Origin of the sequence: Phytobacter ursingii, assembly GCF_001022135.1 — a bacterium.
Lineage (GTDB): Bacteria > Pseudomonadota > Gammaproteobacteria > Enterobacterales > Enterobacteriaceae > Phytobacter > Phytobacter ursingii.
Window position 1 is genome coordinate 1,513,261 of record NZ_CP011602.1, and the last position, 24,904, is coordinate 1,538,164.

The window sequence follows — 24,904 nt, forward strand, 5'->3', positions numbered from 1 at the left end:
TCAGTTATCCCAGGCGTGCGGGGCGAAGAGATAGCCTTTGTTGCGCACGGTTTTAATACGGAAAGGTTCGGTGGCGTTATCGAGCAGTTTTTTGCGCAGGCGCGAAATCGCCACATCAACACTGCGGTCCATCCCATCATAGGTCACGCCGCGCAGGTTTTTCAGCAACGCATCGCGGTCCATGATCTGTCCTGCGTGGGTAGCCAGTTCCCATAGCAGATCGAAATCGGCGGTAGAGAGGACAACCTGCTCGCCTGCCAGGAGCACCTGCCTGTTTACCGGATCGATGGTCAGTGTGCCAAATTGCAGCGTCTTATGCTGCTTAAGCGATGCCGGGGCAGATTCTTGCTGGGTGGTGCCGGCCTGCTGGCGTAAGTGCAGTCGCAGACGCGCCAGTAAAACCGCAGGGGGGGTTGTTTTGAGAATGTAATCATTCGCGCCCATCTCCAGCGACAGAATATGGTTCATATCACTATCAAGAGAGGTGAGAAGGACGATAGGGCCGCTCCACTGCTGGCGTAAATCGCGACACAGTGTCATCCCATCTTTGCCGGGGAGCATGATATCCAGGAGAATTAGATCTGGTTTTTCACGGGCGATGACGTCTTCTGCTCGATCACCACGCGGTTCAACGATCACATCCATATCGTGTTTGCCCAGATATGCCGCAATAAGCGCGCCCACTTCCGGGTCGTCTTCCACAAAAACGATCTTATTCATATATCATCGTGATGAGTCAAAAAGATGAACATACACTGCCTTTATTGATCCTGCCATTAATCTTTTCTAAACATGCTCCCCATCCGCTATGCTGTAGGCCTTTGTTGTCATGATGAGAAAGGGAACCTGATGGCCCTGGTGATAAAAGCGACAATCGGCGCGCTGGTGGTGTTATTAATTGGATTGCTGTCAAAAACGAAAAATTACTATATCGCTGGACTCATTCCGTTATTTCCGACCTTTGCCTTAATCGCCCATTATATTGTGGCAACCGAGCGGGGCGTTGAGGCGTTACGAACTACCATCGTTTTTGGCATGTGGTCCATTATTCCCTATTTTCTTTACCTGCTGTCACTGTGGTATTTCACCGGATTTATGCGAGTAGGATACGCGCTGAGCGCCGCAGTGTTCTGCTGGTGCCTCAGCGCATGGCTGTTAATTTTTATCTGGAGCCGCCTCCACTAGCGCAGCGGACGGCCGCCATCCACGCCGAACGTACGTCCCGTGACGTAGCAACTGGTCAGCAGATAATCGACCAGATCGATAATCTCTTTCTCGCCGGGGGCAATTTTCATCAGCGATTTATTAAGCGCCTGCTGACGGTATTCCGCGTCATCGCCGTCATTAAACAGGATCAGCGCCGGGGCAATAGCATTGACCTTCACTTCCGGCGCCAGCTTTTTGGCAAAAGAGCGGGTCATATTATCCAGCGCCGCTTTACTGGCGGCATAGGCAATATGTTTGTCGCTTCCACACTCAACGACATAATCGGTAAAGTGAATAATGTCGCTGGCAGCATGCCCGAAGCCGCGCAATAAGCTCTCCAGCGCGTGGTTAAGTAGGTAGGGAGCATGGACGTGGATCTGCAGCATCCTGGAAAGGACATTGGGCAGCGCAACGCCGGGTTTTTCACCCGCCCAGTCGCCCGCATTGTGAATAATGGCCCGCAACCCCTGCGTTTTCTCCTTCACCCTATCGGCGAAGGCCAGAACGCCTTCATCACTGCTGAAATCTGCCTGAATGCATAAAGCGCCCGCAGCGGTTAACTGTTCAATCGCCGGATAGTGTGTCCGGTAACTGACGATAATCGGCTGCTGCTGGCTAAGAAAATGGTGGGCGAGGGCGAGGCCGATGCGACGGCCTCCTCCGGTAATCAATATCGGGCGTGTCTTCGTGTTTCCCATCGAATACGTTCTCCTTCTCAACGGGGCGTACGCGCTGTTTACCCCATCAACATCCACGTGGCGGGAACGGCGGCGATCAGCAGCAGACCAATCAGCACTCTTTCCCGACGTTTAAGCAGACTGGCTATGTCATGCGTGCGGCGTGCATAGATAAAGACCAGCAGGCCCGGCGCATAGAGCACAACCGACAACAGCAAATGCATCGGACCGGATGCGTACAGTAACCATAAGCCATAGAGGCAGGCGCCGATAGCGACGGCGCGGTGCAACGGGCGACGAGAGATTTTCAGTAAGAATGCCCCGACCAGCAAATAAGGAACCAGAATCATCTCGGACGCAATCGTCAACAGCGTATTGTAATCAGAACCTGTGAGCCAGATCAGCACCAGCGAGACCTGCACGCTGATATTGGTTAACCACAACGATGCCGCCGGGGCATTATTCTTGTTTTGGCGGGCAAAAAGGCGTGGAAACGCCTGATGGGTGGCGGCCAGTAGCGGCACTTCCGCAGCCATGATCGTCCAGCTCAGGTAGGCGCCGCAGACCGAAACAATCAGCCCCGCAGCGATGACCACATCGCCCCAGGATCCCATCAGTCTGACCATCAGGCCGGCCATGGATGGGTTACGCATTGCCGCCAGTTCCGGGCGCGGTATTACCCCCAGAGACAGCAATGTCACCAACAAATAGACACCGAGGGCAGCCAGCACTGCCAGCAGGGTGGCGCGTCCCACATCGCGCTTGTCGCGCGCGCGCGCAGAAACGACCACAGCGCCTTCAACCCCGATAAACACCCAAAGGGTAATAAGCATGGTGTTTTTCACCTGCTCCCATACGGGTACCCCGAGTGCGATACCGGAGAAATCCAGGCTAAACGTATCGTAATGGAAGGCGATTGCCGCCAGCACAATAAACAGACCAAGCGGTACCAGTTTGGCGAGTGTCGCGGCGAGATTAATGCTGGCCGCCGTCTGCACGCCGCGCAACACTAATGTGTGAACAAACCACAGCAGCAGGGAGGCGCCGACAATCGCCTGCCAGGTATTACCGTCGCCAAAGAAGCGCAGCTCTGTCGTATCGGTAAAGAAACTTAGCGCAGAGAAGACAATCACCAGATATGAGACGTTGGCAATTACCGCGCAAAGCCAGTAGCCCCAGGCGGAACAAAAACCGATAAGTTCGCCAAAACCTTCCCGGGCGTAAGTGAAAATACCGCCGTCCAGATCCGGGCGAAGACGCGTCAGGATAAGCATGGCAAAGGCGAGCAGTAAGATCCCCGCGCCGGTAATAGCCCAACCAATCAATAACGCGGCTGGGCTGGCGATTTCCGCCATATTTTGCGGAAGGCTGAAAACGCCTGCGCCGAGCATTGAGCTTAATACCAGCGCAGTTAAAGCGCTCAGGCCAAGTTTCTTTTCCATGGGTATCCTGTTATGAACGGACTCAATTCAGAATAATTATTTTGCATATGCGCATAAAAATGGTGGATATCACTGAGGCGCGGGATTTTACGGAGAGTCGTTATGGCATGCAATGCGTGACGGCTGAATTTCGTGAAAAAAATAAAAAAGGCGACCTGGGCCGCCTTAAAGGTGAAGGGGAGACTTATTTGTACAAATCAGCGCTGATGGTGATATTACTACCATTTTCCTGCCACTGGCGGGTGATGTGGTAGTACTTGGCGCCTTTCGCCGCGGCACGTTTAGCGACCTGATAAGAGATCTCGGTCAGGTTGCCGTAGTTACCGGTGAAGGTGACACTGTCAAACGGAATCATTTGCGCAGCCGTGATTTTATTCACTTCTTCGATTTTTTTACCATCAGGCAATGTGACAGTGTAACGGTTTGAGGTTGAGGATTGTGTTTCGAAGAAACGACCCACCTCAGCGCTCGGCGCAGCGGTAGTGGCGACGCCCGGAATTTCTACTTTTTTGGCTTCTTCACCGCCTTTCGCTAATGCCGCGCGGCCTGCTTCGGAATCACGTGGGATAGCATCCGGGCTCTGCAGTACGCGTTTTTTGGCATCGGCTTTATAGATATAGGCCGTAATCAACTGGTTGCCGCCTTCGTTGGCATCCACCTGACGGACGATATAGAAAGAGGCAGCCCCTTTCGCTTTCGCCGCTTTGGTGATGGCATCGTTTACTTCCGGCTGGGAGCGATAGAATCCCTGCACCGTAACGGTATCGAACGGTTCCAGCTCAATGGCCTGGGTCTTCGGCAGCTCAGTAACGCCATTGATGACGCGCAGTTTTGGCGCATCGGCTTTCGGTGCATCGGCTTTATACAGGTCCGTGGTGACACGCTGGTTGCCGCTCTCACCATAATCGGAGGTATCTACAACATAAAACGAGGCCGCGCCTTCTTTATCAGCACGGTTCGAAGCGGCTTTAACGGCATCGCCAATAGAGTTAAAGCGACCGGTGATAACAACGCGATCGTAGGGCTTCAATGCTGACGCTTGCTCCGGCGTTAACTCTGTCGCTGCGTTGACTGACAGGGCCGTAACGGACAAAAGTGCTGACGCCAGGAGGGTGTACTTAAGCTTCATAAAAATGATCCTTCGCCTTGCGCAAACCAGATACTGGTGTTGTTGTTGACTTAAAAACGTCGCTGATTATTGCATTTAATCAACACGACTGTCTGCGTCATTTTTCACTGAGTGTGCTACACGCCAGACGTTTTACGATAACGTTTAATGATATGTTGAAAAAACAGGCTGTTGACCAGCAAAAGTCATAAAGCATATGAGTTTTATAAGTTAATACATTGTTAAAATAGCGATGTGTGCTGGAGATTAATCGTGTTTTGCCGCTTCGCCTGAGCGGAATATCGGCTTGTTTAAATGAATTAAAGGGAAATAACCCTGTCAGCTCCGCCACCTGCCCGGTTTTCGCAGATAAAAACAGAATTTCTGTTTTCTGACGGTAGATCACAGGCGTTATTTTCAGTAGGTTATAGAAAGTTTGTTACTGTTTTATTTTCCGGGATGCAGTCTGTTTATTTATCTCTGGCAGGCAACGTAATGCCCGGGCATCACTGACAAACCATCATCTAAAATCGATGGAAGGGAAAACTATGCGTATTGGTGTACCAAAAGAACGGTTGGCCAATGAAACCCGCGTTGCGGCGACGCCGAAAACGGTAGAGCAATTGCTTAAATTGGGTTTCACCGTCGCGATTGAAAGCGGCGCGGGCAAACTGGCAAGCTTCGATGACAACGCGTTTACCCAGGCTGGCGCAACCGTGGTGGACGAAAATAATGTCTGGCACTCTGACGTTATCCTCAAGGTGAATGCACCGACCGATGAAGAAATAGCCTTGCTTAATCCGGGCACGACATTAGTCAGCTTTATCTGGCCTGCGCAAAATGCGCCGCTGATGGAAAAACTGGCTGCCCGTAATATTACCGTCATGGCGATGGATTCTGTGCCGCGTATTTCTCGCGCTCAGGCGCTGGATGCATTGAGCTCCATGGCGAACATTGCTGGCTATCGCGCTATTGTGGAAGCAGCCCATGAATTTGGCCGTTTCTTTACCGGGCAGATCACTGCCGCAGGTAAAGTCCCGCCAGCGAAAGTGATGGTCATTGGCGCAGGGGTTGCCGGTCTGGCCGCAATTGGTGCCGCGAATAGCCTCGGGGCGATTGTTCGCGCGTTTGATACCCGTCCAGAAGTGAAGGAACAGGTCCAGAGTATGGGCGCTGAGTTCCTGGAGCTGGATTTCAAAGAAGAAGCCGGTAGCGGCGACGGCTACGCGAAAGTGATGTCCGAAGCGTTTATCAAAGCGGAAATGGAACTCTTTGCCGCGCAGGCAAAAGACGTTGATATCATCGTCACCACCGCATTGATTCCGGGCAAACCGGCGCCGAAACTGATTACCCGCGAGATGGTGGATTCCATGAAATCCGGCAGCGTGGTGGTCGACCTGGCGGCGCAAAACGGCGGAAACTGTGAATACACCGTGGCGAACGAAGTCGTTACCACGCCGAACGGCGTTAAAATCATTGGTTATACTGACCTGCCGGGTCGTCTGCCGACGCAGTCTTCTCAGCTTTACGGTACCAACCTCGTCAACCTGCTGAAACTGCTGTGCAAGGAAAAAGACGGCAATGTGACGGTAGATTTCGAGGACGTTGTCGTGCGCGGCGTGACCGTGATTCGCGATGGCGAAGTCACCTGGCCGGCTCCACCGATTCAGGTCTCCGCGCAACCGCAGGCTGCGGCAAAAGCGGCGCCTGCCGCTGCGAAAGAAGAGGCTAAACCCACATCCCCATGGCTGAAATACGGCATCATGGCGCTGGTCATTATCCTCTTCGGCTGGCTGGCCGACGTTGCGCCTAAAGAGTTTCTTGGTCACTTCACCGTGTTTGCATTGGCCTGCGTGGTGGGTTACTACGTAGTGTGGAACGTCTCCCACGCCTTACATACCCCGCTTATGTCGGTAACCAACGCCATCTCCGGCATTATCGTCGTTGGCGCGCTCTTACAAATCGGCCATGGTGGCTGGGTCAGCTTCTTAAGCTTTATCGCCGTACTGATTGCCAGCATTAATATTTTTGGTGGTTTCACCGTCACTCAGCGCATGCTGAAAATGTTCCGGAAGAACTAAGGGGTAGCACATGTCTGGAGGATTAGTTACAGCTGCATACATTGTTGCCGCGATCCTGTTTATTTTCAGCCTGGCAGGGCTATCGAAACACGAGACGTCCCAGCAGGGTAACCGTTTCGGCGTTGCCGGGATGGCGATTGCGCTGATTGCCACGATTTTCGGGCCGGACACCGGCAACGTGGCGTGGATTATCGTTGCGATGATCATCGGTGGTGCAATCGGTATTCGCCTGGCGCGTAAAGTTGAAATGACCGAGATGCCTGAGCTGGTCGCCGTGTTGCACAGCTTTGTAGGTCTGGCCGCGGTGCTGGTCGGCTTTAACAGCTACCTGTACCACGAACCGGGCATGGAGCCGATCCTGGTCAACATTCACCTGACCGAAGTGTTCCTGGGCATCTTTATTGGTGCGGTCACCTTCACCGGTTCTATCGTGGCGTTCGGTAAGTTGTGCGGCAAGATCTCCTCAAAACCGCTGATGCTGCCAAACCGTCACAAATTGAACCTTGCGGCGCTGGTGGTCTCTTTCATACTGCTGGTTATCTTTGTTCGTACAGAAAGCGTGGGTCTGCAGTCTCTCGCGCTGCTGGTAATGACAGCCATTGCGCTGGTATTCGGCTGGCATCTGGTGGCCTCTATCGGCGGTGCTGACATGCCGGTTGTGGTCTCAATGCTGAACTCCTATTCCGGTTGGGCGGCAGCGGCGGCTGGCTTTATGCTGAGCAACGACCTGCTGATCGTCACCGGTGCGCTGGTCGGCTCTTCGGGTGCGATCCTCTCTTACATTATGTGTAAGGCGATGAACCGTTCCTTTATCAGCGTTATCGCCGGTGGCTTTGGTACCGACGGTTCCTCAACGGGCGCCGATGAAGAAGTGGGCGAGCACCGCGAGATCAACGCCGAAGAGACGGCTGAAATGCTGAAAAACTCGCACTCAGTCATCATCACCCCAGGCTACGGTATGGCGGTAGCGCAGGCGCAGTATCCGGTGGCCGAAATTACCGAGAAACTGCGTGCGCGCGGCGTGAAAGTGCGCTTCGGTATCCACCCGGTAGCGGGCCGTTTGCCGGGACACATGAACGTACTGCTTGCAGAAGCGAAAGTACCGTATGACATCGTGCTGGAAATGGACGAAATCAACGATGACTTCGCCGATACCGACACCGTACTGGTTATTGGTGCGAATGACACCGTTAACCCGGCGGCGCAGGACGATCCGAAGAGCCCAATCGCAGGTATGCCTGTTCTGGAAGTATGGAAAGCGCAGAACGTTATTGTGTTCAAACGCTCCATGAATACCGGTTATGCAGGGGTACAGAATCCACTGTTCTTTAAAGAGAATACCCAGATGCTGTTTGGCGATGCCAAAGCCAGCGTGGATGCGATTCTGAAAGCGCTGTAACGCGCCGCGCTTATCTCAACCGCTCTTCGGAGCGGTTTTTTTTTGTCTGCGTCTATACTTTTTCTCTTCACGGTTATGACGAGGGAAAGAATGGAATTTTTATCACGTTTTGATTTGATATCTTTAATGATGACGCCATCGTTCTGGATTGCTGTCTTCACGGTCGTCATCATTACGATATTGGCTTACTGGCTGCTTAACCGTTTACTGCGTATCGTCGGTAAAGGCGTTCAGAGCTGGGGCGATAAGCATCACAGCACGCAGAAAATGCGTCTGGTGCTCAATGACATGTTAGTCAGAACCAGTAAGGTGCTGCTCTTTATCGCCGCCTTTCTATTTAGCCTGCGTTTTGTTGAACTCCCCACTACTCTTTCCGCGACAATCAGTCATGCCTGGTTTCTGGTGCTCGCCATTCAAATGGCGCTCTGGTTTGATCAGGGGATTATTTCCTGGCTGCACCAACTGCGTTATGAACCCGGCATGCACAAAAATCCGGTGACGCTGGTCATTACCGGCTTGCTGCTACGGATGCTGATTTGGACCGTTATGCTGTTGTCGATTCTGGCGAATGCCGGGGTGAACATTACCGCGCTGGTGGCCAGTCTCGGCGTCGGCGGCATCGCCATCGCCCTGGCGGTACAGACTATCCTCAGCGATGTCTTCGCCTCGTTGTCGATTGGTTTTGATAAGCCTTTTGAGATTGGGGATTTCGTGGTGTTTAACGATGTCGCCGGGACGGTTGAGCATATCGGCCTTAAGACCACGCGCATACGCAGTTTGAGCGGTGAGCAAATTGTCTGTGGTAACGCGATTCTTCTGCAACAGACGCTGCATAACTATAAGCGTATGCAAACCCGACGTATCGTTTTTACTTTCGGTGTTGCCTTGTCAACGCCCCCGGACAAACTCCGCCAGATAGGTGAAATGATAAAAACCATCATCAATGACGTCGGTGAAACCAAATTCGACCGCGCCCATTTTCTTGGCTTCGGCACCGATCGACTTAACTTTGAAGTCGTACATATCGTCAATACGGCAGATTACAATAAATATATGGATATCCAGCAGGAGATTAATATTCGCATTATGGAGCAACTGGCGGCGAATGACGTGCAACTGGCACTGCCTACAACCGTTGTGAAAGGGCCATGGCCTGCTGGCGTGCCGGATGCCGACAGCCAGCAAGAGACAATGACCGGGACGCGCAGTTAAAACACACTCACCCGACATACCTTACTGACATATGCGCGCCGCCTGACGGTGGATTACCCTGGCGCGCAGTATGTCGTAGACCCAGTTAAACGCCATGGTGTAAGGAAGAAAGAAGAGGAAAAAGCCGATTTCCAGTAAGAAAGCCTCAACCAGCCCAATGCCAAGCGTCAGCGAGGCTATCGTCACGCCAATGATGATAAAACCACCTTCAAAGCCCAGCGCATGCCAGGCACGAACCTTCGCGGTGCGGGTCAGGCGATGAACGGGCCAAAGCCGGTCAAACAGTGCGTTATAAATCACGTTCCAGATCATCGCCGCAGTGGCCAGCAGCAATGTCAGTCCCCCCATCTCCAGCACCGGACGCTGCATTATCCAGGCGCTGGCCGGGGCGCAAATAGCGGTGGCAATCACTTCGAAGCTCACTGCGTGAAAAATGCGCTCGGCCAGGCTTCGGCGCTGTACGGCATGTTGTTGCATGATTTCGGGTCCTCTTTGTCGTTCGACGGGTTTACTGAGAGGATTTTTATCGTTTTATGAGATAAATTAAAGATAGATACCATCGATTAAATAGATACATCATGCGCTACTCTCCGGAAGCTCTCACTGCCTTTGTTGAAACTGTTGCCTCTGGCTCTTTCTCTGCCGCGGCGCGGAAACTGCGGAAAAGCCAGTCCACCATCAGTACCGCTATCGCTCATCTGGAAGCCGACTTAGGCGTGACGCTCTTTGATCGTTCAGCCCGTCATCCGGTGCTGACGCCAGAAGGGATGCGGGCGCTCAGCTACGTGCAGGCCATTCTCGCCGCCAGCGATAAACTGGATGAGCTGGCAGTCTGGCTGGTGGGGGAAACGGAAACGCGGCTGACGTTCATACTTTCCGATACGCTAAACCCGGATACACTGGCGGATCTGTTGGGGGAGTTCGACAAGCGCTATCCGCATACTGAATTCGAATGTCTGATTGGCGAAAACGAGGATGTTATCGATCTGCTGCAAAAGGGACGCGCGCAGTTAGGCTTAACGGAAGCCCGTGATACCTATCCGACGGACATCGGTGCGATGCGCCTGCCAATGCAGAGTCGCATGGATATTTACGTGGCGCGTGGGCATCCGCTGGCACAGCAGGGCAGCGTCTCTGAGGAGCAGTTACGTACCTGGCGTGAGTTGCGGCTTAATACCTATCTGGAAAACCGTAATATGCCTGCGCGCGGCCCTGTATGGTCAGCGCCGAGCTATCTGCTATTACTCAGCATGGCGGAGCAGGGGTTTGGCTGGTGCGCATTACCCTGCGCGTTGGTGGATGAGTTTTCCGGGGCGAAAAAATTGACGCGTGTCGATGTGCCGGGGTGGCCGCAAAGTATCCTTATTGACCTGCTGTGGAATAAAAAGCAGCCGCCAGGCGTTGCCGGGAGCTGGCTGCGGCACTATTTGCAGCACTGGCGAGGTAAGCAATAAAAGAAAACGCCCGCGAGTGGCGGGCGTTATGCAGTGGGCTGCGGTTAATCGTCTTCTTCGTCGTCCAGTTCAATCGGACTCTGATAGTCGTCAGGTTTGATGACCAGCAGATCGCAACGCAGGTGATCGATCACCTGTTCAGCGGTATTGCCGAGGAAAGCGGCGGAGATCCCGGTGCGTCCAACGGTACCCAGCACGACGATCCCTGCCTGCAAATGTTCCGCCAGATCCGGAATGACCTCTTCCGGCAGACCTTTATTTACATGGGTTACTTTTTCATCAATACCGAATTTCTGCCGTAAGGCTTTCATGGCAATCAGATGTTGGCCGCGAATCGCGTCGTTATAGACGCTCGGGTCAAACTCCGGCAGTTCAATGGCAATGTTAATTGGGGTGACCGGATAAGCGCCAACCAGATGCACTTCAGTGTGGTTGACCTGTTCAGCCAGATGCAGGGTCTCTTTCACCAGTTTTTCATTCAGCGCATTGTGATATTGCTCTTCGCTGGCAAGATTGACCGCCACCAGCGCTTTACCGCCTTCAGGCCAGGGCTGGTCTTTCACCATCCAAACCGGGCAAGGACATTTACGCAGCAGATGCCAGTCGGTGGGGGTGAAGATAACCGATTCCAGTTTGTCATGCTGGTGGGCCATTTTCAGCAGTAAGTCATGACCGCCGGATATCACTTCCTGAATGATGGCCTCGAAGGGACGGTTATGCCATACCACTTTAATATCAATAGGAACGCCAGCATCCACATAGTACTTCGCCTGTTCACGTATCCAGGCCGTACGCTGGCTGATCACGCCTTGTCTCATGGCTGTGCGTTCGTCAGGGGACAGAAGGGTGGTCATTTCGTAAGAGAAATCATAGATCGGCAGGAAAGCTTTAATCCGGCCGCCAATCCGTTGATGTAAATACACGGCACGTCGTAATGCGGGCTGATCGTCCTGGTTAGGATCGATGGCGACCAGCATATTTTGATACTTAGCCATACAGGGTCTCCTTACATCTGTCACCACAGTCTGTAATTACAAGATAACCTATAAGTACTGAATGAAACAGGGAAAACCTTTTGCCAGATCAATAAATCATAAAAATTTAAGTGCCCGGCAAAAGGTCAAAAGGAGGGGGTAAAATCAGGCGACGTTACGCGAATGTCCGGCAAGCTGTGCCAGGATATCGCTGTTCTCGATAGTGATATATTTGCCTTTCACCGCGAGCATACCGCTCTTCTGGAAACGACCCAGCAGACGGCTGATGGTTTCTACAGTCAGGCCTAAATAGTTACCGATATCGCCACGTGTCATGGTCAGGCGGAATTCACGCGGAGAGAATCCTCGCTGGGCGAAACGCCGCGACAAGTTATAGATAAACGCGGCCAGGCGCTCCTCGGCGTTCTTTTTCGACAATAACAGGATCATGTCCTGATCGCCTTTGATCTCGCCGCTCATCAGGCGCATCATCTGCTGGCGCAGGTTCGGCATTTTGCCTGACAGATCATCCAGCGTTTCGAACGGGATTTCACAAACCATTGATGTTTCCAGCGCCTGAGCAAAGCTCGGGTGGTGGCCTGTGCCGATGGCGTCAAAGCCCACCAGATCACCCGCCAGATGAAAACCGGTGATTTGCTCGTCACCCTGTTCAGTGATGGTGTAGCTCTTGATCGTGCCGGAACGAATAGCGTAAAGCGATTTCAGTTCATCCCCGGCTTTAAACAGAGTCTGACCTTTCTGGATGGGCTTTTTGCGCTCAATGATATTGTCGAGCTGATCGAGTTCGTGTTCATTGAGTGTGAAGGGGATGCAGAGCTGGCTAATACTGCAATCCTGGCAATGGATTGCACATCCGCCAGACTGAATGCGTCGTATAATTCGCTTTTCCGGGATCATAGGTCTGCTCAAGCCGTAATTGATTTTAGTCAATTTTATCATCTTTTTCTTGAACGCGTAAGCCTGGCGAAACGTCAATTCAGTAGAATTAAAACAGGTATCAGAAACGATGAAACAGGTGAGCAAACCATCTTATTGATATTCCATCGTTTCAGTAAGGCTTTTATCACAGAATCCCGTGAAAAAGAGCACAAAGAGCCCTTTTTTTTCACAATAGCAAGTAACCTTCATGGCGCAATAACCACTCTTTACGCTGTACGCCACCGGCATATCCAGTCAGGGTTCCGTTGCGACCAATTACCCTGTGGCAGGGAACCACAATACTGACCGGGTTTGAACCGTTCGCGGCACCTACCGCGCGCGCAGCGCCGACGCGACCCAGCATCTCCGCTAACTGACCATAGTGCATGACATGGCCGCACGGGATCTCGCGTAGCGTTTTCCAGACTTCGCGTTGAAAGGGGGTACCCGCCGTGGCGGTTGGCAGGGTGTCTATTACCGCCAGATCGCCTTCAAAATAGTCCAGAAGTTTGCGGCTTAACCCACCAGGGTTGGTGGCAGGGCGGCGTGTATAACCTTCCTTGCGATAATGAATATTCAGCAGTTCAACCATGCGATCGCTATGCTCTTCCCACTCAACCGCGCGCAAATGGAATGTTTCATCGCACAGGACCCACAGTGGGCCCAGCGGGGTGGCAATTTTATCCTCAAGTAGCGTAAGCATCGGCAATCCTTTCTCAAACATCGCAGCAAAACGGGGGGAATTGCGCAATTTAACACGATCGAGAATGTGGCTCTATACCCCCCTGGAGGTGCAATAAATCAGGCAAAATCGGGAAAGGCTAACAATTATTCATGGAATATATTGCTATCACTATGGGAAATGTGTGGTTATCCAATAGATGATATATTCTCCATTATCGAGAAAATAAAAAAATAGAGCCTGCCGACATCCGTCAGGCTCTACAGTACACACAGCAACGCGTCCGTTCGATAATTATTTTAAACTTCATCCTTGCGCGGTAAATACAGTTATAGTTCTGCTGTTGGATATTTCCAGTTGAAATGGTGATTAGTTTCACGATAATTTAACTTAAATTCTGGATATTAATGACAGTAAACTTCTAGTTAAGCGAGGTTAAATAGCGAGCGAAATTAATTTCGATAATTGCTTCAAATATCACATTAATTGCTACCCGTTAAATGAATATCAGGCATTGTGGCATGCTGCCGCGCCCGCTATAGTAAGCCCCTCTGATGTAGCGGGAGGACTAAACCATGAACCCTGATGACAAATCACTGTTTCTTGACGCCATGGAGGATGTCCAGCCACTTAAGCGCTGTGCCGATGTTCACTGGCATCCGGCCCGAAATACGCGTGCACCACAGCATATCGACACGTTGCAGCTTGATAATTTCCTGACCACCGGGTTCCTGGATGTCTTGCCCCTTGATACACCGCTGGAATTTCGCCGCGAAGGGCTGCAAACCGGGGTGATTGATAAACTTCGCACCGGCAAGTATTCCCAGCAGGCCAGCCTCAGCCTGTTACGCCAGCCCGTTGAGCAGTGCCGACAGTTGCTATTCCGCTTTGTGCATCAGGCGCGGCAGGATGGATTGCGTAATCTTCTGATAATCCATGGAAAAGGGCGGGAAGATAATTCCCATGCCAATATTGTTCGCAGTTATCTTGCCCGCTGGTTGACCGAATTTGACGATGTTCAGGCATTTTGCGCTGCGCAACCACGGCATGGCGGCAACGGCGCATGCTATGTATCGCTGCGAAAATCGGCAGAGGCGAAGCAAGAAAACTGGGAGCGTCACGCCAAGCGTAGCCGTTGAACGGCGGTTACTCCACTAATGGCACATCCTCTATCCGGGTCGTCCATGCCGGGGAGAGCAGGTAGCGTTTCATTGACCAGGTCGGGGCAACGCCCTGGCCTGCAAACCACATTTTATTGCCTTTTTCGTTCATGCGATCCATTACGTACATCAATGCCTGACTATTTGGTCGGGGGGCATACTCATCGAATAAATTAAGTTGTGCTACGCCTTGACTAAAGAAGTCTCCTAATATAACACCCGCTTTTTGATATCGCGGGCCTTGCTTCCAGATAATATCCAGGCTACGCGTTGCCGCGGCAATAATATCTCTGGTGTCTTGCGTGGGGGTAAGCAGCGTAATTCCTGCACTCTTACTGTAATAAGGTTCATCAGGGTCGTGTGGGCTACTTTTTATAAAAGCGCCGATATATCGGCAATATTGATGCTGGGCACGCAATTTTTCTGCCGCTCTGGCCGCCCAGGTACTGATCCCCTCACGGACTGAGGAATAATCGCTAATTCTCTGACCAAAAGATCGCGAACTAATAATTTCATGCTTTGCTGGCGAGAATTCCTGAAAACCGAGGCATGGCTCACCACGTAGCTCGCGAACGGTTCTTTCCAGTACCACGCTGAAGTTTTTACGAATAAACCATAAATCACATTTTGCCAGCTCCAGCACAGTGGTGATATTCATGGTGTTTAGCTTTTTTGTCAGACGCCGACCAATACCCCAGACCTCCTCCACGGGGACGGATGCCATCAACCTTTGTTGACTGGCAGGGGTTGAGAGATCCACCACGCCGCCGCTCTGCGCCTGCCATCTTTTGGCCGCGTAATTTGCCAGCTTCGCCAGCGTTTTCGTCGGTGCGATGCCCACACCCACGGTCAGCATGGTGCGTTGATAAACAGTATCGCGAATATATTTGCCGAAGCGCTTGAGGTGGGGAATACCGGAAAGATCCACAAATGCTTCATCAATACTGTATTGATCCACCCGCGGGCAAATTTCTTCCAGCGTACTCATCACCCGATGGCTCATGTCGCCATAGAGGGCGTAGTTGCTGCTGAATACCGCCACACCATGGCGCTGTAACAGATCTTTTTGTTTGAAATAAGGCTCCGCCATGCCAATGCCCAGCGCTTTCGCCTCGGCAGAGCGGGACACAATGCAGCCATCATTGTTTGAAAGCACTACGACCGGTTTACCACTCAGGTCTGGCCGCCAGACGGTTTCGCAGCTGGTGTAGAAGGAGTTAACGTCAACAAGGGCAAACACAGGAATCTGACCTCTTCTATAAACACTGTTTTTATATACAGTACTTCTGGTCAGGGAAATGATCAAGTACTTGTTCGCCTGGACGCAGGCGCATGAAATAAAAGGGCCGCAGGCAACGCGTCAATCCCTCTCATCAATCCCAGCAATTAACAGGTCTGGCCTGAGCCACCATAAAGTTAATGCCTGCCGTGTCGATATATATTGGGCAACTTTGCCTCTTCCCTGGACCCATAATATGCTCAAAAATATACGTGTCATCACCGGCATCATCATTGCCTTGTCGGTATTTTGTCTGCTTCAGCTGGTTACCGGCGGACTTTTCTACTCCGCTGTTAATAATGACAGAGTGAACTTTCAGAATACGGGCATCCTTAGCGCACAGCAGGAAAATCTTGGCGATAGCGTCAATACGCTGATTAAAACACGCGTCACCGTTACCCGCGTGGCGATCCGCTTTTTAAAAAATCAACGCGATCCGGCATCGCTTGCCAGTATCGATAAACTGCTTACGACGGCCTCTGAATCTCTGAGCAAGGCCGAAGGGTACTTTAACAACTATAAAAATACGCCGCCCGTGGCAGGCCAGGATGCCGCGTTAGCCAACGAAGTTTCGCAAAACATCACCAAAATGCACGACGTGTTGCAGCAATCCATCACCTTCCTGCGGGCAAACAACTACGAAGCCTATGGCAATCTGGATGCTCAACAGGCGCAGGATGATATGGACGCCAGCTATGCGAAATGGCGCAACGAAAACAACACCTTCCTGCAGGCCGCCGCCCGGGAAAACCAGAGCAGCTTTACCAGCATGCAGTGGACCCTTGGCGTGATTCTGCTGGTGGTGATCGCGGTCATGACCGTAATCTGGCTGGGGCTGCAACATCTGCTGCTTAAACCACTGCACAGTGTGATGGGACATATTCGCGCTGTTGCCGATGGTGACCTGACACAGCCGATCTCCGCAGAAGGCCGTAACGAGATGAGCCAACTGACCAGTAGCCTGCATGACATGCAATCCTCGCTGGTCAGAACCGTGAGCGCGGTGCGTAACAGTTCCGATTCGATATATACCGGTGCGAGCGAAATCTCTGCCGGTAACAACGATCTCTCTTCCCGCACTGAACAACAGGCCGCGTCACTCGAAGAGACCGCTGCCAGTATGGAACAATTGACTGCGACGGTGAAACAAAACACCGATAACGCCCGTCAGGCTTCAAACCTGGCGAAAAATGCCTCCGACACCGCCGCACGCGGCGGCCGTGTGGTAAGCGATGTGGTACGTACCATGAGCGAGATCTCCAGCAGTTCTCAGCAGATAGCGCAGATAACCAGCGTGATCGACGCCATTGCCTTCCAGACCAATATCCTCGCGCTGAACGCCGCGGTTGAAGCCGCGCGTGCCGGTGAGCAGGGGCGCGGGTTTGCGGTGGTCGCAGGGGAAGTTCGCACACTGGCCAGCCGCAGTGCGCAGGCGGCAAAAGAGATCAAAACGCTAATAGAGAACTCCGTCAACCGCGTCAACTCTGGCACTTCGTTGGTGGCAGAAGCCGGTAATACCATGCAAGAGATCGTCAATGCCGTGACGCGCGTAACCGATATTATGGGCGAAATCGCCTCCGCATCGGACGAGCAGAGTAAAGGCATTGAGCAGGTGAGCCTCGCGGTATCGCAAATGGACAGCGTTACCCAGCAGAACGCCTCGCTGGTGCAGGAGTCCGCTGCGGCCTCAGCAGCACTGGAAGAGCAAGCTGAACAACTGCGTCAGGCCGTCGCGGTCTTCCGCGTAAATGGTCACAGCACGCTGTTGCAAAGTAAGCCCGGTAAACCAACCATCGCGCCGCGCACGACCGTTACCGCCGCCGCACCCGCTGTTGGCGACGGCAACTGGGAAACGTTCTGAGTTTACCCGGTCAGATGACTTGCCGTTATTCCCTCTCTTTGAAGGAGAGGGAAATCAACGGGGCTGTTCTGCTCCCCCGCCTCCGTGGGGGACAGGCTGAAAATAACAAACCGCACTTCACGCCTGTTTTAAATCCCGCAACACCGCCAGTAAATGTTGTGTCGATATATCATTTTCCCCCTCTCTCCAGGCTAATCCTAACTCCCGCCACAATGCTGGCTTGAGGGGACGAACCGCAATGCGCTTATCACGGGAGTCTGGCGTACCCGATTCAAGCGGTAACAGCGTGGCGCCATAACCTGCGCCCACCAGACTTTTTATCGCATCGTTGTAATCAAGTTTAATTCGCGGCGTGGGGCGGTGTCCCGTTTTGGCAAACCAGTGGTTTGTCAGTTGTGATAAATGGGTACCAGAGCCGTTGAGGATCAGCGGTTTTTCAATCAACCATTGAGGCGACACCACATCCGGTATTTCCCAGTTGGCAGGCAGAAAAGCGACAACCGGATCCCGCCGCCAGGTATCAATTTCCAGACCATTACCCCGCAGTTGTGGGAGCGCAACAATCCCAATATCGAGTGAACCGGATTTCAGTTGCTCAAGGGTCTGCTGAGACGTGAGCACGGTAATCTGCACATCAATATTCGGATGGAACTGCGCCAGTTTTTCAATTGCCTGTGGCAGAAGATTGGCGATAGCGCCTGTTGAGGCGCCCAGTCGGACCTGCCCGGTCAGACCCTGCGCCTGACGCGAGATATCCTCAAGCACATAAGCGGCATCCGCCAGTAACCGACGCGCATGCGTGACCAGCTTTTCGCCAATCGCCGTTGGTCTGACGTTGCCACGGGTACGGGAAAGTAGTGTCGCCCCTATCCGATTTTCGAGTTCGGAAATATGCAGACTGACCGTTGGGGGAGACAAGTGCAGTCGTCCGGCGGCCTCATTGAAAGAGCGGGTATCGGCAATGGTTATCAGTGTGCGTAACTGATCAAGGTTAATCTCACGCATCAACATACCTCAGAAAAACTGAATTTTACGTAAAGATAATTCAACTTTACCTATTCTTAACACGGGCACAATATCCATGTCATGAAATTCTATCCGAGACCAGGAGTGACAATGACAAACGTATTTATTGATGGTGAGCAGGGCACAACAGGCTTACAGATACATGACCGACTGCGCGGTCGTGCAGACATCACTCTGATGACGCTTCCTGTTTCACAACGTAAACACACGCGCCTGCGCGCAGAGATGCTCAACAGCTGCGATATCGCTATTCTGTGCTTACCTGATGAGGCTGCTCGCGAGGCGGTGGCGATGGTGAAAAATCCGCATGTGCGGGTTATCGATGCCAGTTCAGCCCACCGGGTCACGCCCGGCTGGACCTACGGTTTTCCTGAGATGAGCGCCGACCAGCCCGATCGTATCAGGGCGTCAACGCGCATCACGAACCCTGGTTGTTACCCTACGGGAGCGATTGGTCTCCTGCTGCCGTTGGTCAATGCCGGACTGTTGCCCGCCGATTATCCCCTTTCTGTTCATGCTGTTTCTGGCTATTCGGGCGGGGGAAGGGCGGCGATAGCGCAGTACGAAGGCGAACAGGCAGATGCGGCACCTGCGTTCCAGGTCTATGGTCTGGCTCTCAGACACAAGCATGTTCCGGAGATGACGCGCTACGCCGGGCTCTCTGTTCCGCCCGTCTTTATGCCCGCTTACGGTGGGTATCGTCAGGGGATTGTAGTGAGTGTGCCGTTACAGCAACGCTTACTGACTAAAAACGCCAGTGCTTATGCGATACATGCTTGCCTGACAGAGCATTACCGCCATAGCAAGCATGTCAGGGTGCGGCCCGGGATGACAGCCGGCGATGCAGATCGGATCAACCCGGAGCGTCTGAACGGCACGAATGATATGGAGCTTGGCGTATTTGCAAACCCCGAAAATGGACAAATACTGCTGACAGCGGTCTTCGATAACCTCGGCAAAGGGGCTTCGGGCGCTGCCGTGCAAAATCTCAATCTGCTGATCGGTGCCGACTAACACGCAGCCATCAAACCGGGCTTTTATGCCCGGCATCTGCTCCTGGTTAGAGGGTAAACCGATCATGAAGATGGCTCATGTTGTAATGAAATTAACTCGCTTTTACTCATCCGATGGCTCTGGCATAAATATTTAACATTAACTTATTGATAACATGAAAACGACGACTGAGAAACCAGAGCGCCTGGTAACTCAATGAAGGGATAAGGTTTTCATGTCAGACATCCGGGTGCAAAATCGCGATGAATAAAGATTTCACGTTTACCATTAAGCGCAGTCGCTTCGACGAAAATTATAACCCCGCGGCAAATACGCGCATTACGACTAACTTTGCCAATCTGGCCAGAGGCGATAACCGACAGGAAAACCTGCGCAATACATTAGTGATGATCGATAATCGCTTTAATGCCCTGGCTCACTGGGATAATCCCAAAAGCGATCGGTATTCGGTCGAACTTGAAATTATCTCCGCGGAGATGACGATTGGCGCTAAAGAGGGTATTGCATTCCCGGCCATTGAAATCCTGGAAACGCATATTGTAGATAAGAAAACCAATGAACGTATTGCGGGAATTGTCGGAAATAACTTCTCTTCATACGTGCGAGATTATGACTTTAGCGTATTGTTATTAGAACATAATAAAGACCAGGCTCGGTTTAGTCTTCCTGACAATTTTGGCGATTTGCATGGCAATATCTTCAAACATTTCGTCAACTCCAGTGCCTACAAAGCAAACTTTAAAAAGTCACCGGTCATCTGCCTGAGCGTGTCCAGCAAAGACATTTATCAGCGCACGGGCAATCAACACCCTGTATTGGGTATTGAATACCAGCCCAACGGTACATCGCTGACGGAGCAGTATTTCAACAAAATGGGCCTGCAGGTTCGCTATTTCATGCCGCAAAACAGCGTTGCGCCGCTGGCCTTTTATTTTTCGGGTGATTTACTGCGTGATTACACCAGCCTTGAGCTGATAAGTACCATCAGTACGATGGAGACATTTCAGAAGATTTATCGTCCTGAAATTTACAATGCTAATGCTGTCGCCGGTCATTATTATCAGCCAGACCTGAATCATCAGGACCATTCATTAACCAAAATTGTCTATGACCGGGAAGAGCGCAGCCAGTTGGCAATCGAGCAGGGTAAGTTTACTGAAGAGCACTTTATCAAACCCTACAAAAATATTCTTGAGCAATGGTCTGCTAACTACGCTCTCTAATTAATCGAGACTAAAAGGTCATTTATTATGAAAACATTGCTCCCCACGTCAACTGCGGGCAGTTTGCCGAAACCGTCCTGGCTGGCCGAGCCAGAAAAATTGTGGTCCCCCTGGAAATTACACAATGAAGAGTTAATTGAGGGGAAAAAAGATGCCCTCAGTTTATCTCTCTTCGATCAACTGCGGGCAGGGATTGATATCGTCAGTGATGGTGAACAAACGCGCCAGCATTTTGTGACAACGTTTATCGAACACCTCAGCGGTGTTGATTTTGAAAAACGTGAGACCGTCAGAATTCGTAATCGCTATGAGGCGAGCGTGCCGACCGTGGTGGGTGAGGTAGCGCGTCAACAACCGGTTTTTGTTGAAGATGCCAGATTCTTACGGCAACTGACTAAACAGCCGATTAAATGGGCGCTGCCCGGGCCGATGACGATGATCGATACGCTCTACGATGCCCATTACAAAAGCCGCGAAAAACTGGCCTGGGAATTTGCCAAAATCCTCAATCAGGAAGCAAAAGAATTAGAGGCGGCGGGTGTTGATATTATCCAGTTTGATGAACCTGCCTTTAATGTATTCTTTGACGAGGTCAATGACTGGGGTGTCGCCGCATTAGAAAGAGCCATTGAAGGGCTGAAATGCGAAACGGCGGTACACATCTGCTACGGCTATGGCATTAAAGCCAATACTGACTGGAAAAAGACGCTGGGCTCCGAGTGGCGGCAGTACGAAGAGGCGTTTCCGAAGTTGCAGACGTCAAATATCGATATTATCTCGCTGGAATGCCATAACTCGCGCGTACCTATGGATCTGCTGGAACTGATTCGCGGTAAGAAAGTGATGGTGGGGGCGATTGACGTGGCAACGTCTGCCATTGAGACGCCTGAAGAGGTCGCCAGTACGCTGCGCAAAGCTCTACAATTTGTTGATGCCGATAAGCTTTATCCTTCGACTAACTGTGGCATGACGCCTTTATCGCGTCGGGTCGCCAATGGTAAGCTCAATGCCTTAAGCGCAGGGGCGGAAATCATCCGCCGTGAACTGTCGGGCAAATAACGTTACCCGTCAGGGACGTTTTACACGTGCAGTCCGGTCCGGTGGGGGATCAATCGTTTTTTTGTCTGAATAGCCGGACTGCATGTTATCTGAGATTGCCGTTAACATGGATGAAGCACGGCGACTGCTTACCTCCAGCCGCATAACAAAGTAAATATCTCGTATATAATATATTTTCTTCATCTACCCGTAATTAACAACAAGCTTGCTGCGATTTAATTTCTTGCATGTTATACCCTGGCGATAAGAACGTGTTTTATATGTAAAATCCCCTCTCAAAATTAAAGTGCAAAAAAATAATTTAATGCTACTTAATATTGAGTAAGCATTCCTTAACTGAAATTTTTACTGTTGCCAATATAAAGATAAGCACACCAGCGCCGATAAAAATAAAACCGCATTTGCGCTGATGAGGCTAAACATGACCATTCTTAAGAAACTGACATTAATATTTATTTTTTCAATTGTGATAATGATCACCCTTGGTGGACTTAGCCTGAAAGCGCTCAATAACGCACAAGACCGGTTCGAATATGTGACAACAAATAGTATGCCGAGCATCAGTAAACTCAGTGAAGCTCTGCTACACAGGGAAGAGGCGAGGCGTCAGATTCTCATGTCATTGTTGGTAAATGACAAAGAAGTGTTTGAAAAACATATCGCTACGGCGACCAGTGAGTTAAATAAAGTTCAAAGCATATTGAATGAATATCAATCAGAACTCGTTTCAGACCAACATGATGGTGAGTTAATAAAAAAAACCATCCGTACGTTTGAAGAATATAAAGCAAAAGTGGCTGACATGAAAAATGTCTATGAGAAAGACGGTGTTGATGCCGCCAGATTACTGGTATCTGACGGGGGCGCAACGGCCATCGCTTCTGTAGCGCTTAGCGCGGCGATACAAGAAATGCTGGAGTATAATTATAAAATCGCTGTTAATTATGCCGAAGACAACCATAATCAGTATCATGAAACTGTGTGGTTCCTGAGTATTATAATTATTTCTGCGGTTGCAGTTATCACCCTTTTCTCATGGCAAATTTTGACATATCTGAAAAAAGGATTACGCACCCTTCAGGAAAGCATGGCCACTATCAGTGAGACGCTGAATCTTACCCTTCGCTTAAACATTGATAAAAATGATGAGCTTGGTATGACAGCAAAAAGTTTTAATGGGCTGGTTGAGAAAATCAGAGGAGCATTAGCAAGCGTAAAAGATGCCAGCAAAGAAGTCGATACTGCGGCGAATGAAATAGCCATGAGTAACGACGATCTCTCTTCACGAACTGAATCCCAGGCCTCTTCTCTGGAGGAGACGGCGGCAAGTATGAATGAGCTGTCAGTTACCGTGAGTCGGTAATGGTGCCAACTTACTGATTTAGTGTACGATGGTGTTTTTGAGGTTCTCCCGTGGCTTCCATCTCCATCAGTTGTCCCTCCTGCTCAGCTACTGAAGGCGTGGTGCGTAACGGTAAAAGTACTGCCGGACATCAGCGCTATCTCTGCTCTCACTGCCGTAAAACATGGCAGCTACAGTTCACTTACACCGCCTCTCAGCCCGGTACACACCAGAAAATTATTGATATGGCCATGAATGGCGTCGGATGTCGCGCCAGTGCACGCATTATGGGCGTTGGCCTCAACACGATTTTACGACACTTAAAAAACTCAGGCCGCAGTCGGTAAACTCACGCATACAACCGGGCAGTGACGTCATTGTTTGCGCGGAAATGGACGAACAGTGGGGTTACGTCGGCGCTAAATCACGCCAGCGCTGGTTGTTTTACGCGTATGACAGGATACGGAGGACGGTTGTGGCGCACGTATTCGGTGAACGCACGTTGGCCACGCTGGAGCGTCTTCTGGGCCTGCTGTCGGCCTTTGAGGTCGTGGTATGGATGACGGATGGCTGGCCGCTTTATGAATCACGCCTGAAGGGAGAACTGCACGTTATCAGCAAGCGATATACGCAGCGCATTGAGCGGCATAACCTGAATCTGAGGCAGCATCTGGCAAGGCTGGGCAGGAAGTCACTGTCGTTCTCAAAATCGGTGGAGCTGCATGACAAAGTCATCGGGCATTATCTGAACATAAAACACTATCAGTAAGTTGGAGTCATTACCAGAATTTACGCTAATACTTAACGATGCTTTTTAACGTCGCCACTGAACAACTATGATATTTATTATCATTTCGACCAAAGACAGGCGGGATAATATTATCAACATTTAGCGCTCAGCCATTATTCAACGTTAATACAAACTTAAGATTTAACCTCCAAAATAAAGGAATGCGCATTTTTATCTATGAGCAATACTGGTGTTATTAACCTGCACATTTACTGGAAAACAGAAACATGCATCTTGAACGACACAGCATTGAAAGCGTGGGATGGTTAAGAGCTGCCGTACTGGGGGCCAATGACGGCATTGTTTCCACAGCAAGCCTTGTTCTCGGGGTGGCGTCTGCGAACCCGAACCCTTCTGCGATTTTACTGGCGGGGATTGCCGGGCTGGTTGCTGGCGCGATGTCGATGGCGACAGGGGAATATGTATCCGTCTCCTCTCAGTCTGATACTGAAAACGCGGCTCTCGCTCAGGAAAAAAAGGAACTGGAAACAGATTACCAGGGCGAAGTACAGGAACTGACTTCACTGTATATGCAACGGGGGCTGGAGCCAGCGCTTGCCAGTCAGGTGGCGCAACAGCTTATGATGAAAGATGCGCTTGATGCCCATGCACGGGAAGAACTCGGTCTGACAGGTACCAATTCTGCGCGACCGTTGCAGGCGGCCATCTTCTCGGCAGGGAGTTTTTCTGCCGGCGCGGTACTGCCTGTCATCATTGCCTGGCTTACCCCCACGTCACTGATTTCTTTGTTTATCATCCTTTCCACTCTTTTTTCACTGGCTGTCCTTGGCTATATATCATCGGTGGTGAGCAAAGCGAATCCGCTCAGGGCAATAATCAGAATTACGTTCTGGAGTACCATGGCGATGGTTTTATCGATGGGAATAGGTCATCTTGCCGGGCAGTCACTGTTTTAGCGCGTGCTTTAATTCTCAGAAAAAATGCGTCCAGTGAACAAGTGAATAATCCTTTTCAG

General features: G+C 51.2%; 24 protein-coding genes. 13 read left to right on the forward strand and 11 right to left on the reverse strand.

What is annotated here, in order from left to right:
- A complete protein-coding gene (gene rstA, locus AB182_RS10710) occupies nucleotides 1-720 on the reverse strand; it encodes a two-component system response regulator RstA (protein WP_047370065.1) in 720 nt (239 codons plus the stop codon).
- A gap of 129 nt (nucleotides 721-849) precedes the next feature.
- On the opposite strand from rstA, the gene AB182_RS10715 reads away from it, so the two are divergent.
- On the forward strand, nucleotides 850-1,185 hold the full coding sequence (locus tag AB182_RS10715) for a GlpM family protein (protein WP_047370066.1): 336 nt from the start codon (nucleotides 850-852) through the stop codon (nucleotides 1,183-1,185).
- Here AB182_RS10715 and folM read toward each other — a convergent pair.
- The 4 genes from folM to AB182_RS10735 form a co-directional block, all read right to left on the reverse strand.
- Nucleotides 1,182-1,904 carry a dihydromonapterin reductase gene (gene folM / locus AB182_RS10720; protein ID WP_047370067.1) on the reverse strand — a complete coding sequence of 241 codons (723 nt, stop codon included), beginning with the start codon at nucleotides 1,902-1,904 and terminating at the stop codon, nucleotides 1,182-1,184. The two genes, AB182_RS10715 and folM, sit on opposite strands and share 4 nt — an antisense overlap.
- A gap of 38 nt (nucleotides 1,905-1,942) precedes the next feature.
- Nucleotides 1,943-3,325, reverse strand: a complete 1,383-nt coding sequence (locus AB182_RS10725; protein ID WP_047370068.1) for an amino acid permease — start codon at nucleotides 3,323-3,325, stop codon at nucleotides 1,943-1,945.
- A gap of 184 nt (nucleotides 3,326-3,509) precedes the next feature.
- Entirely contained in the window at nucleotides 3,510-4,454 is a 945-nt protein-coding gene (gene ydgH / locus AB182_RS10730; protein ID WP_047370069.1) for a DUF1471 family protein YdgH, read from the reverse strand.
- A gap of 97 nt (nucleotides 4,455-4,551) precedes the next feature.
- Nucleotides 4,552-4,839 carry a hypothetical protein gene (locus tag AB182_RS10735; protein ID WP_047370070.1) on the reverse strand — a complete coding sequence of 96 codons (288 nt, stop codon included), beginning with the start codon at nucleotides 4,837-4,839 and terminating at the stop codon, nucleotides 4,552-4,554.
- A 142-nt stretch (nucleotides 4,840-4,981) separates the two neighbouring features.
- Here AB182_RS10735 and pntA point away from each other — a divergent pair, with 142 nt between their 5' ends.
- The 3 genes from pntA (at nucleotide 4,982) to AB182_RS10750 (ending at nucleotide 9,125) form a co-directional block, all read left to right on the forward strand.
- Complete coding sequence (gene pntA / locus AB182_RS10740; RefSeq protein ID WP_047370071.1) at nucleotides 4,982-6,514, forward strand: Re/Si-specific NAD(P)(+) transhydrogenase subunit alpha; 1,533 nt, start codon at nucleotides 4,982-4,984, stop codon at nucleotides 6,512-6,514.
- A 10-nt stretch (nucleotides 6,515-6,524) separates the two neighbouring features.
- On the forward strand, nucleotides 6,525-7,913 hold the full coding sequence (pntB, locus tag AB182_RS10745) for a Re/Si-specific NAD(P)(+) transhydrogenase subunit beta (protein ID WP_047370072.1): 1,389 nt from the start codon (nucleotides 6,525-6,527) through the stop codon (nucleotides 7,911-7,913).
- Nucleotides 7,914-8,003: 90 nt separating this feature from the next.
- Nucleotides 8,004-9,125, forward strand: coding sequence for a mechanosensitive ion channel family protein (locus AB182_RS10750; protein WP_047370073.1), 1,122 nt, complete (start codon nucleotides 8,004-8,006; stop codon nucleotides 9,123-9,125).
- 21 nt (nucleotides 9,126-9,146) lie between these two features.
- Here the strand turns inward: AB182_RS10750 and AB182_RS10755 are convergent, their stop codons facing one another.
- A complete protein-coding gene (locus AB182_RS10755; protein ID WP_047370074.1) occupies nucleotides 9,147-9,602 on the reverse strand; it encodes a multidrug/biocide efflux PACE transporter in 456 nt (151 codons plus the stop codon).
- Nucleotides 9,603-9,703: 101 nt separating this feature from the next.
- On the opposite strand from AB182_RS10755, the gene AB182_RS10760 reads away from it, so the two are divergent.
- Nucleotides 9,704-10,579, forward strand: a complete 876-nt coding sequence (locus AB182_RS10760) for a LysR family transcriptional regulator (RefSeq protein ID WP_047370075.1) — start codon at nucleotides 9,704-9,706, stop codon at nucleotides 10,577-10,579.
- Nucleotides 10,580-10,623: 44 nt separating this feature from the next.
- Here AB182_RS10760 and uspE read toward each other — a convergent pair whose 3' ends face one another.
- The 3 genes from uspE to ogt form a co-directional block, all read right to left on the reverse strand.
- Nucleotides 10,624-11,574, reverse strand: a complete 951-nt coding sequence (gene uspE, locus AB182_RS10765; protein ID WP_047370076.1) for a universal stress protein UspE — start codon at nucleotides 11,572-11,574, stop codon at nucleotides 10,624-10,626.
- A 144-nt stretch (nucleotides 11,575-11,718) separates the two neighbouring features.
- A complete protein-coding gene (fnr, locus tag AB182_RS10770; RefSeq protein ID WP_061495443.1) occupies nucleotides 11,719-12,471 on the reverse strand; it encodes a fumarate/nitrate reduction transcriptional regulator Fnr in 753 nt (250 codons plus the stop codon).
- Between the two features lie 208 nt (nucleotides 12,472-12,679).
- Nucleotides 12,680-13,195 (reverse strand): methylated-DNA--[protein]-cysteine S-methyltransferase, encoded by a 516-nt coding sequence (gene ogt, locus AB182_RS10775; protein WP_047370077.1) that lies wholly within the window; start codon nucleotides 13,193-13,195, stop codon nucleotides 12,680-12,682.
- Between the two features lie 554 nt (nucleotides 13,196-13,749).
- Between ogt and smrA the strand changes: the two genes are divergently transcribed.
- Nucleotides 13,750-14,313 (forward strand): DNA endonuclease SmrA, encoded by a 564-nt coding sequence (gene smrA, locus AB182_RS10780; protein ID WP_047370078.1) that lies wholly within the window; start codon nucleotides 13,750-13,752, stop codon nucleotides 14,311-14,313.
- 7 nt (nucleotides 14,314-14,320) lie between these two features.
- Here the strand turns inward: smrA and umuC are convergent, their stop codons facing one another.
- Nucleotides 14,321-15,574 carry a translesion error-prone DNA polymerase V subunit UmuC gene (gene umuC, locus AB182_RS10785; RefSeq protein WP_047370079.1) on the reverse strand — a complete coding sequence of 418 codons (1,254 nt, stop codon included), beginning with the start codon at nucleotides 15,572-15,574 and terminating at the stop codon, nucleotides 14,321-14,323.
- A gap of 235 nt (nucleotides 15,575-15,809) precedes the next feature.
- Between umuC and tcp the strand changes: the two genes are divergently transcribed.
- Nucleotides 15,810-17,474: a methyl-accepting chemotaxis citrate transducer gene (gene tcp / locus AB182_RS10790; protein ID WP_047370080.1), complete on the forward strand. Its 1,665-nt coding sequence runs from the start codon at nucleotides 15,810-15,812 to the stop codon at nucleotides 17,472-17,474.
- Between the two features lie 117 nt (nucleotides 17,475-17,591).
- On the opposite strand, the gene AB182_RS10795 is transcribed toward tcp, so the two are convergent.
- Nucleotides 17,592-18,479, reverse strand: a complete 888-nt coding sequence (locus AB182_RS10795) for a LysR family transcriptional regulator (protein ID WP_047370081.1) — start codon at nucleotides 18,477-18,479, stop codon at nucleotides 17,592-17,594.
- A gap of 111 nt (nucleotides 18,480-18,590) precedes the next feature.
- On the opposite strand from AB182_RS10795, the gene argC reads away from it, so the two are divergent.
- The 6 genes from argC to AB182_RS10825 all read left to right on the forward strand — a co-directional run bounded on the left by argC (nucleotide 18,591) and on the right by AB182_RS10825 (nucleotide 24,845).
- Nucleotides 18,591-19,514 (forward strand): N-acetyl-gamma-glutamyl-phosphate reductase, encoded by a 924-nt coding sequence (argC, locus tag AB182_RS10800; protein WP_047370082.1) that lies wholly within the window; start codon nucleotides 18,591-18,593, stop codon nucleotides 19,512-19,514.
- Between the two features lie 242 nt (nucleotides 19,515-19,756).
- On the forward strand, nucleotides 19,757-20,737 hold the full coding sequence (locus tag AB182_RS10805; RefSeq protein ID WP_047370083.1) for a DUF1852 domain-containing protein: 981 nt from the start codon (nucleotides 19,757-19,759) through the stop codon (nucleotides 20,735-20,737).
- A 27-nt stretch (nucleotides 20,738-20,764) separates the two neighbouring features.
- Complete coding sequence (locus AB182_RS10810; RefSeq protein ID WP_047370084.1) at nucleotides 20,765-21,796, forward strand: methionine synthase; 1,032 nt, start codon at nucleotides 20,765-20,767, stop codon at nucleotides 21,794-21,796.
- A 421-nt stretch (nucleotides 21,797-22,217) separates the two neighbouring features.
- Nucleotides 22,218-23,159: a methyl-accepting chemotaxis protein gene (locus AB182_RS10815; RefSeq protein WP_052958823.1), complete on the forward strand. Its 942-nt coding sequence runs from the start codon at nucleotides 22,218-22,220 to the stop codon at nucleotides 23,157-23,159.
- A gap of 50 nt (nucleotides 23,160-23,209) precedes the next feature.
- Nucleotides 23,210-23,907, forward strand: a protein-coding gene (locus tag AB182_RS10820; protein ID WP_223883564.1) for an IS1 family transposase whose coding sequence is annotated in 2 segments (ribosomal slippage) — nucleotides 23,210-23,459 and nucleotides 23,459-23,907 — 699 coding nt in all. Because the reading frame shifts where the segments join, the coding sequence is not laid out codon by codon here.
- 248 nt (nucleotides 23,908-24,155) lie between these two features.
- The gene (locus AB182_RS10825; RefSeq protein WP_047370085.1) at nucleotides 24,156-24,845 is read left to right on the forward strand and encodes a VIT1/CCC1 transporter family protein; all 690 of its coding nucleotides are present in this window, start codon (nucleotides 24,156-24,158) and stop codon (nucleotides 24,843-24,845) included.
- Nucleotides 24,846-24,904 lie beyond the last annotated feature (59 nt).

Excerpts from the sequence above, each read along its gene's own strand:
- uspE (WP_047370076.1), bottom strand. The coding sequence starts at position 11,574 with ATGGCTAAGTATCAAAATATGCTGGTCGCCATCGATCCTAACCAGGAC.
- AB182_RS10815 (WP_052958823.1), top strand. The coding sequence starts at position 22,218 with ATGACCATTCTTAAGAAACTGACATTAATATTTATTTTTTCAATTGTG.
- rstA (WP_047370065.1), bottom strand. The coding sequence starts at position 720 with ATGAATAAGATCGTTTTTGTGGAAGACGACCCGGAAGTGGGCGCGCTT.
- pntA (WP_047370071.1), top strand. The coding sequence starts at position 4,982 with ATGCGTATTGGTGTACCAAAAGAACGGTTGGCCAATGAAACCCGCGTT.
- fnr (WP_061495443.1), bottom strand. The coding sequence starts at position 12,471 with ATGATCCCGGAAAAGCGAATTATACGACGCATTCAGTCTGGCGGATGT.
- pntB (WP_047370072.1), top strand. The coding sequence starts at position 6,525 with ATGTCTGGAGGATTAGTTACAGCTGCATACATTGTTGCCGCGATCCTG.
- AB182_RS10760 (WP_047370075.1), top strand. The coding sequence starts at position 9,704 with ATGCGCTACTCTCCGGAAGCTCTCACTGCCTTTGTTGAAACTGTTGCC.
- AB182_RS10805 (WP_047370083.1), top strand. The coding sequence starts at position 19,757 with ATGAATAAAGATTTCACGTTTACCATTAAGCGCAGTCGCTTCGACGAA.
- tcp (WP_047370080.1), top strand. The coding sequence starts at position 15,810 with ATGCTCAAAAATATACGTGTCATCACCGGCATCATCATTGCCTTGTCG.
- argC (WP_047370082.1), top strand. The coding sequence starts at position 18,591 with ATGACAAACGTATTTATTGATGGTGAGCAGGGCACAACAGGCTTACAG.
- AB182_RS10755 (WP_047370074.1), bottom strand. The coding sequence starts at position 9,602 with ATGCAACAACATGCCGTACAGCGCCGAAGCCTGGCCGAGCGCATTTTT.
- AB182_RS10810 (WP_047370084.1), top strand. The coding sequence starts at position 20,765 with ATGAAAACATTGCTCCCCACGTCAACTGCGGGCAGTTTGCCGAAACCG.
- AB182_RS10750 (WP_047370073.1), top strand. The coding sequence starts at position 8,004 with ATGGAATTTTTATCACGTTTTGATTTGATATCTTTAATGATGACGCCA.
- AB182_RS10825 (WP_047370085.1), top strand. The coding sequence starts at position 24,156 with ATGCATCTTGAACGACACAGCATTGAAAGCGTGGGATGGTTAAGAGCT.
- AB182_RS10715 (WP_047370066.1), top strand. The coding sequence starts at position 850 with ATGGCCCTGGTGATAAAAGCGACAATCGGCGCGCTGGTGGTGTTATTA.
- smrA (WP_047370078.1), top strand. The coding sequence starts at position 13,750 with ATGAACCCTGATGACAAATCACTGTTTCTTGACGCCATGGAGGATGTC.
- ogt (WP_047370077.1), bottom strand. The coding sequence starts at position 13,195 with ATGCTTACGCTACTTGAGGATAAAATTGCCACCCCGCTGGGCCCACTG.
- AB182_RS10725 (WP_047370068.1), bottom strand. The coding sequence starts at position 3,325 with ATGGAAAAGAAACTTGGCCTGAGCGCTTTAACTGCGCTGGTATTAAGC.
- AB182_RS10795 (WP_047370081.1), bottom strand. The coding sequence starts at position 18,479 with ATGCGTGAGATTAACCTTGATCAGTTACGCACACTGATAACCATTGCC.
- ydgH (WP_047370069.1), bottom strand. The coding sequence starts at position 4,454 with ATGAAGCTTAAGTACACCCTCCTGGCGTCAGCACTTTTGTCCGTTACG.
- folM (WP_047370067.1), bottom strand. The coding sequence starts at position 1,904 with ATGGGAAACACGAAGACACGCCCGATATTGATTACCGGAGGAGGCCGT.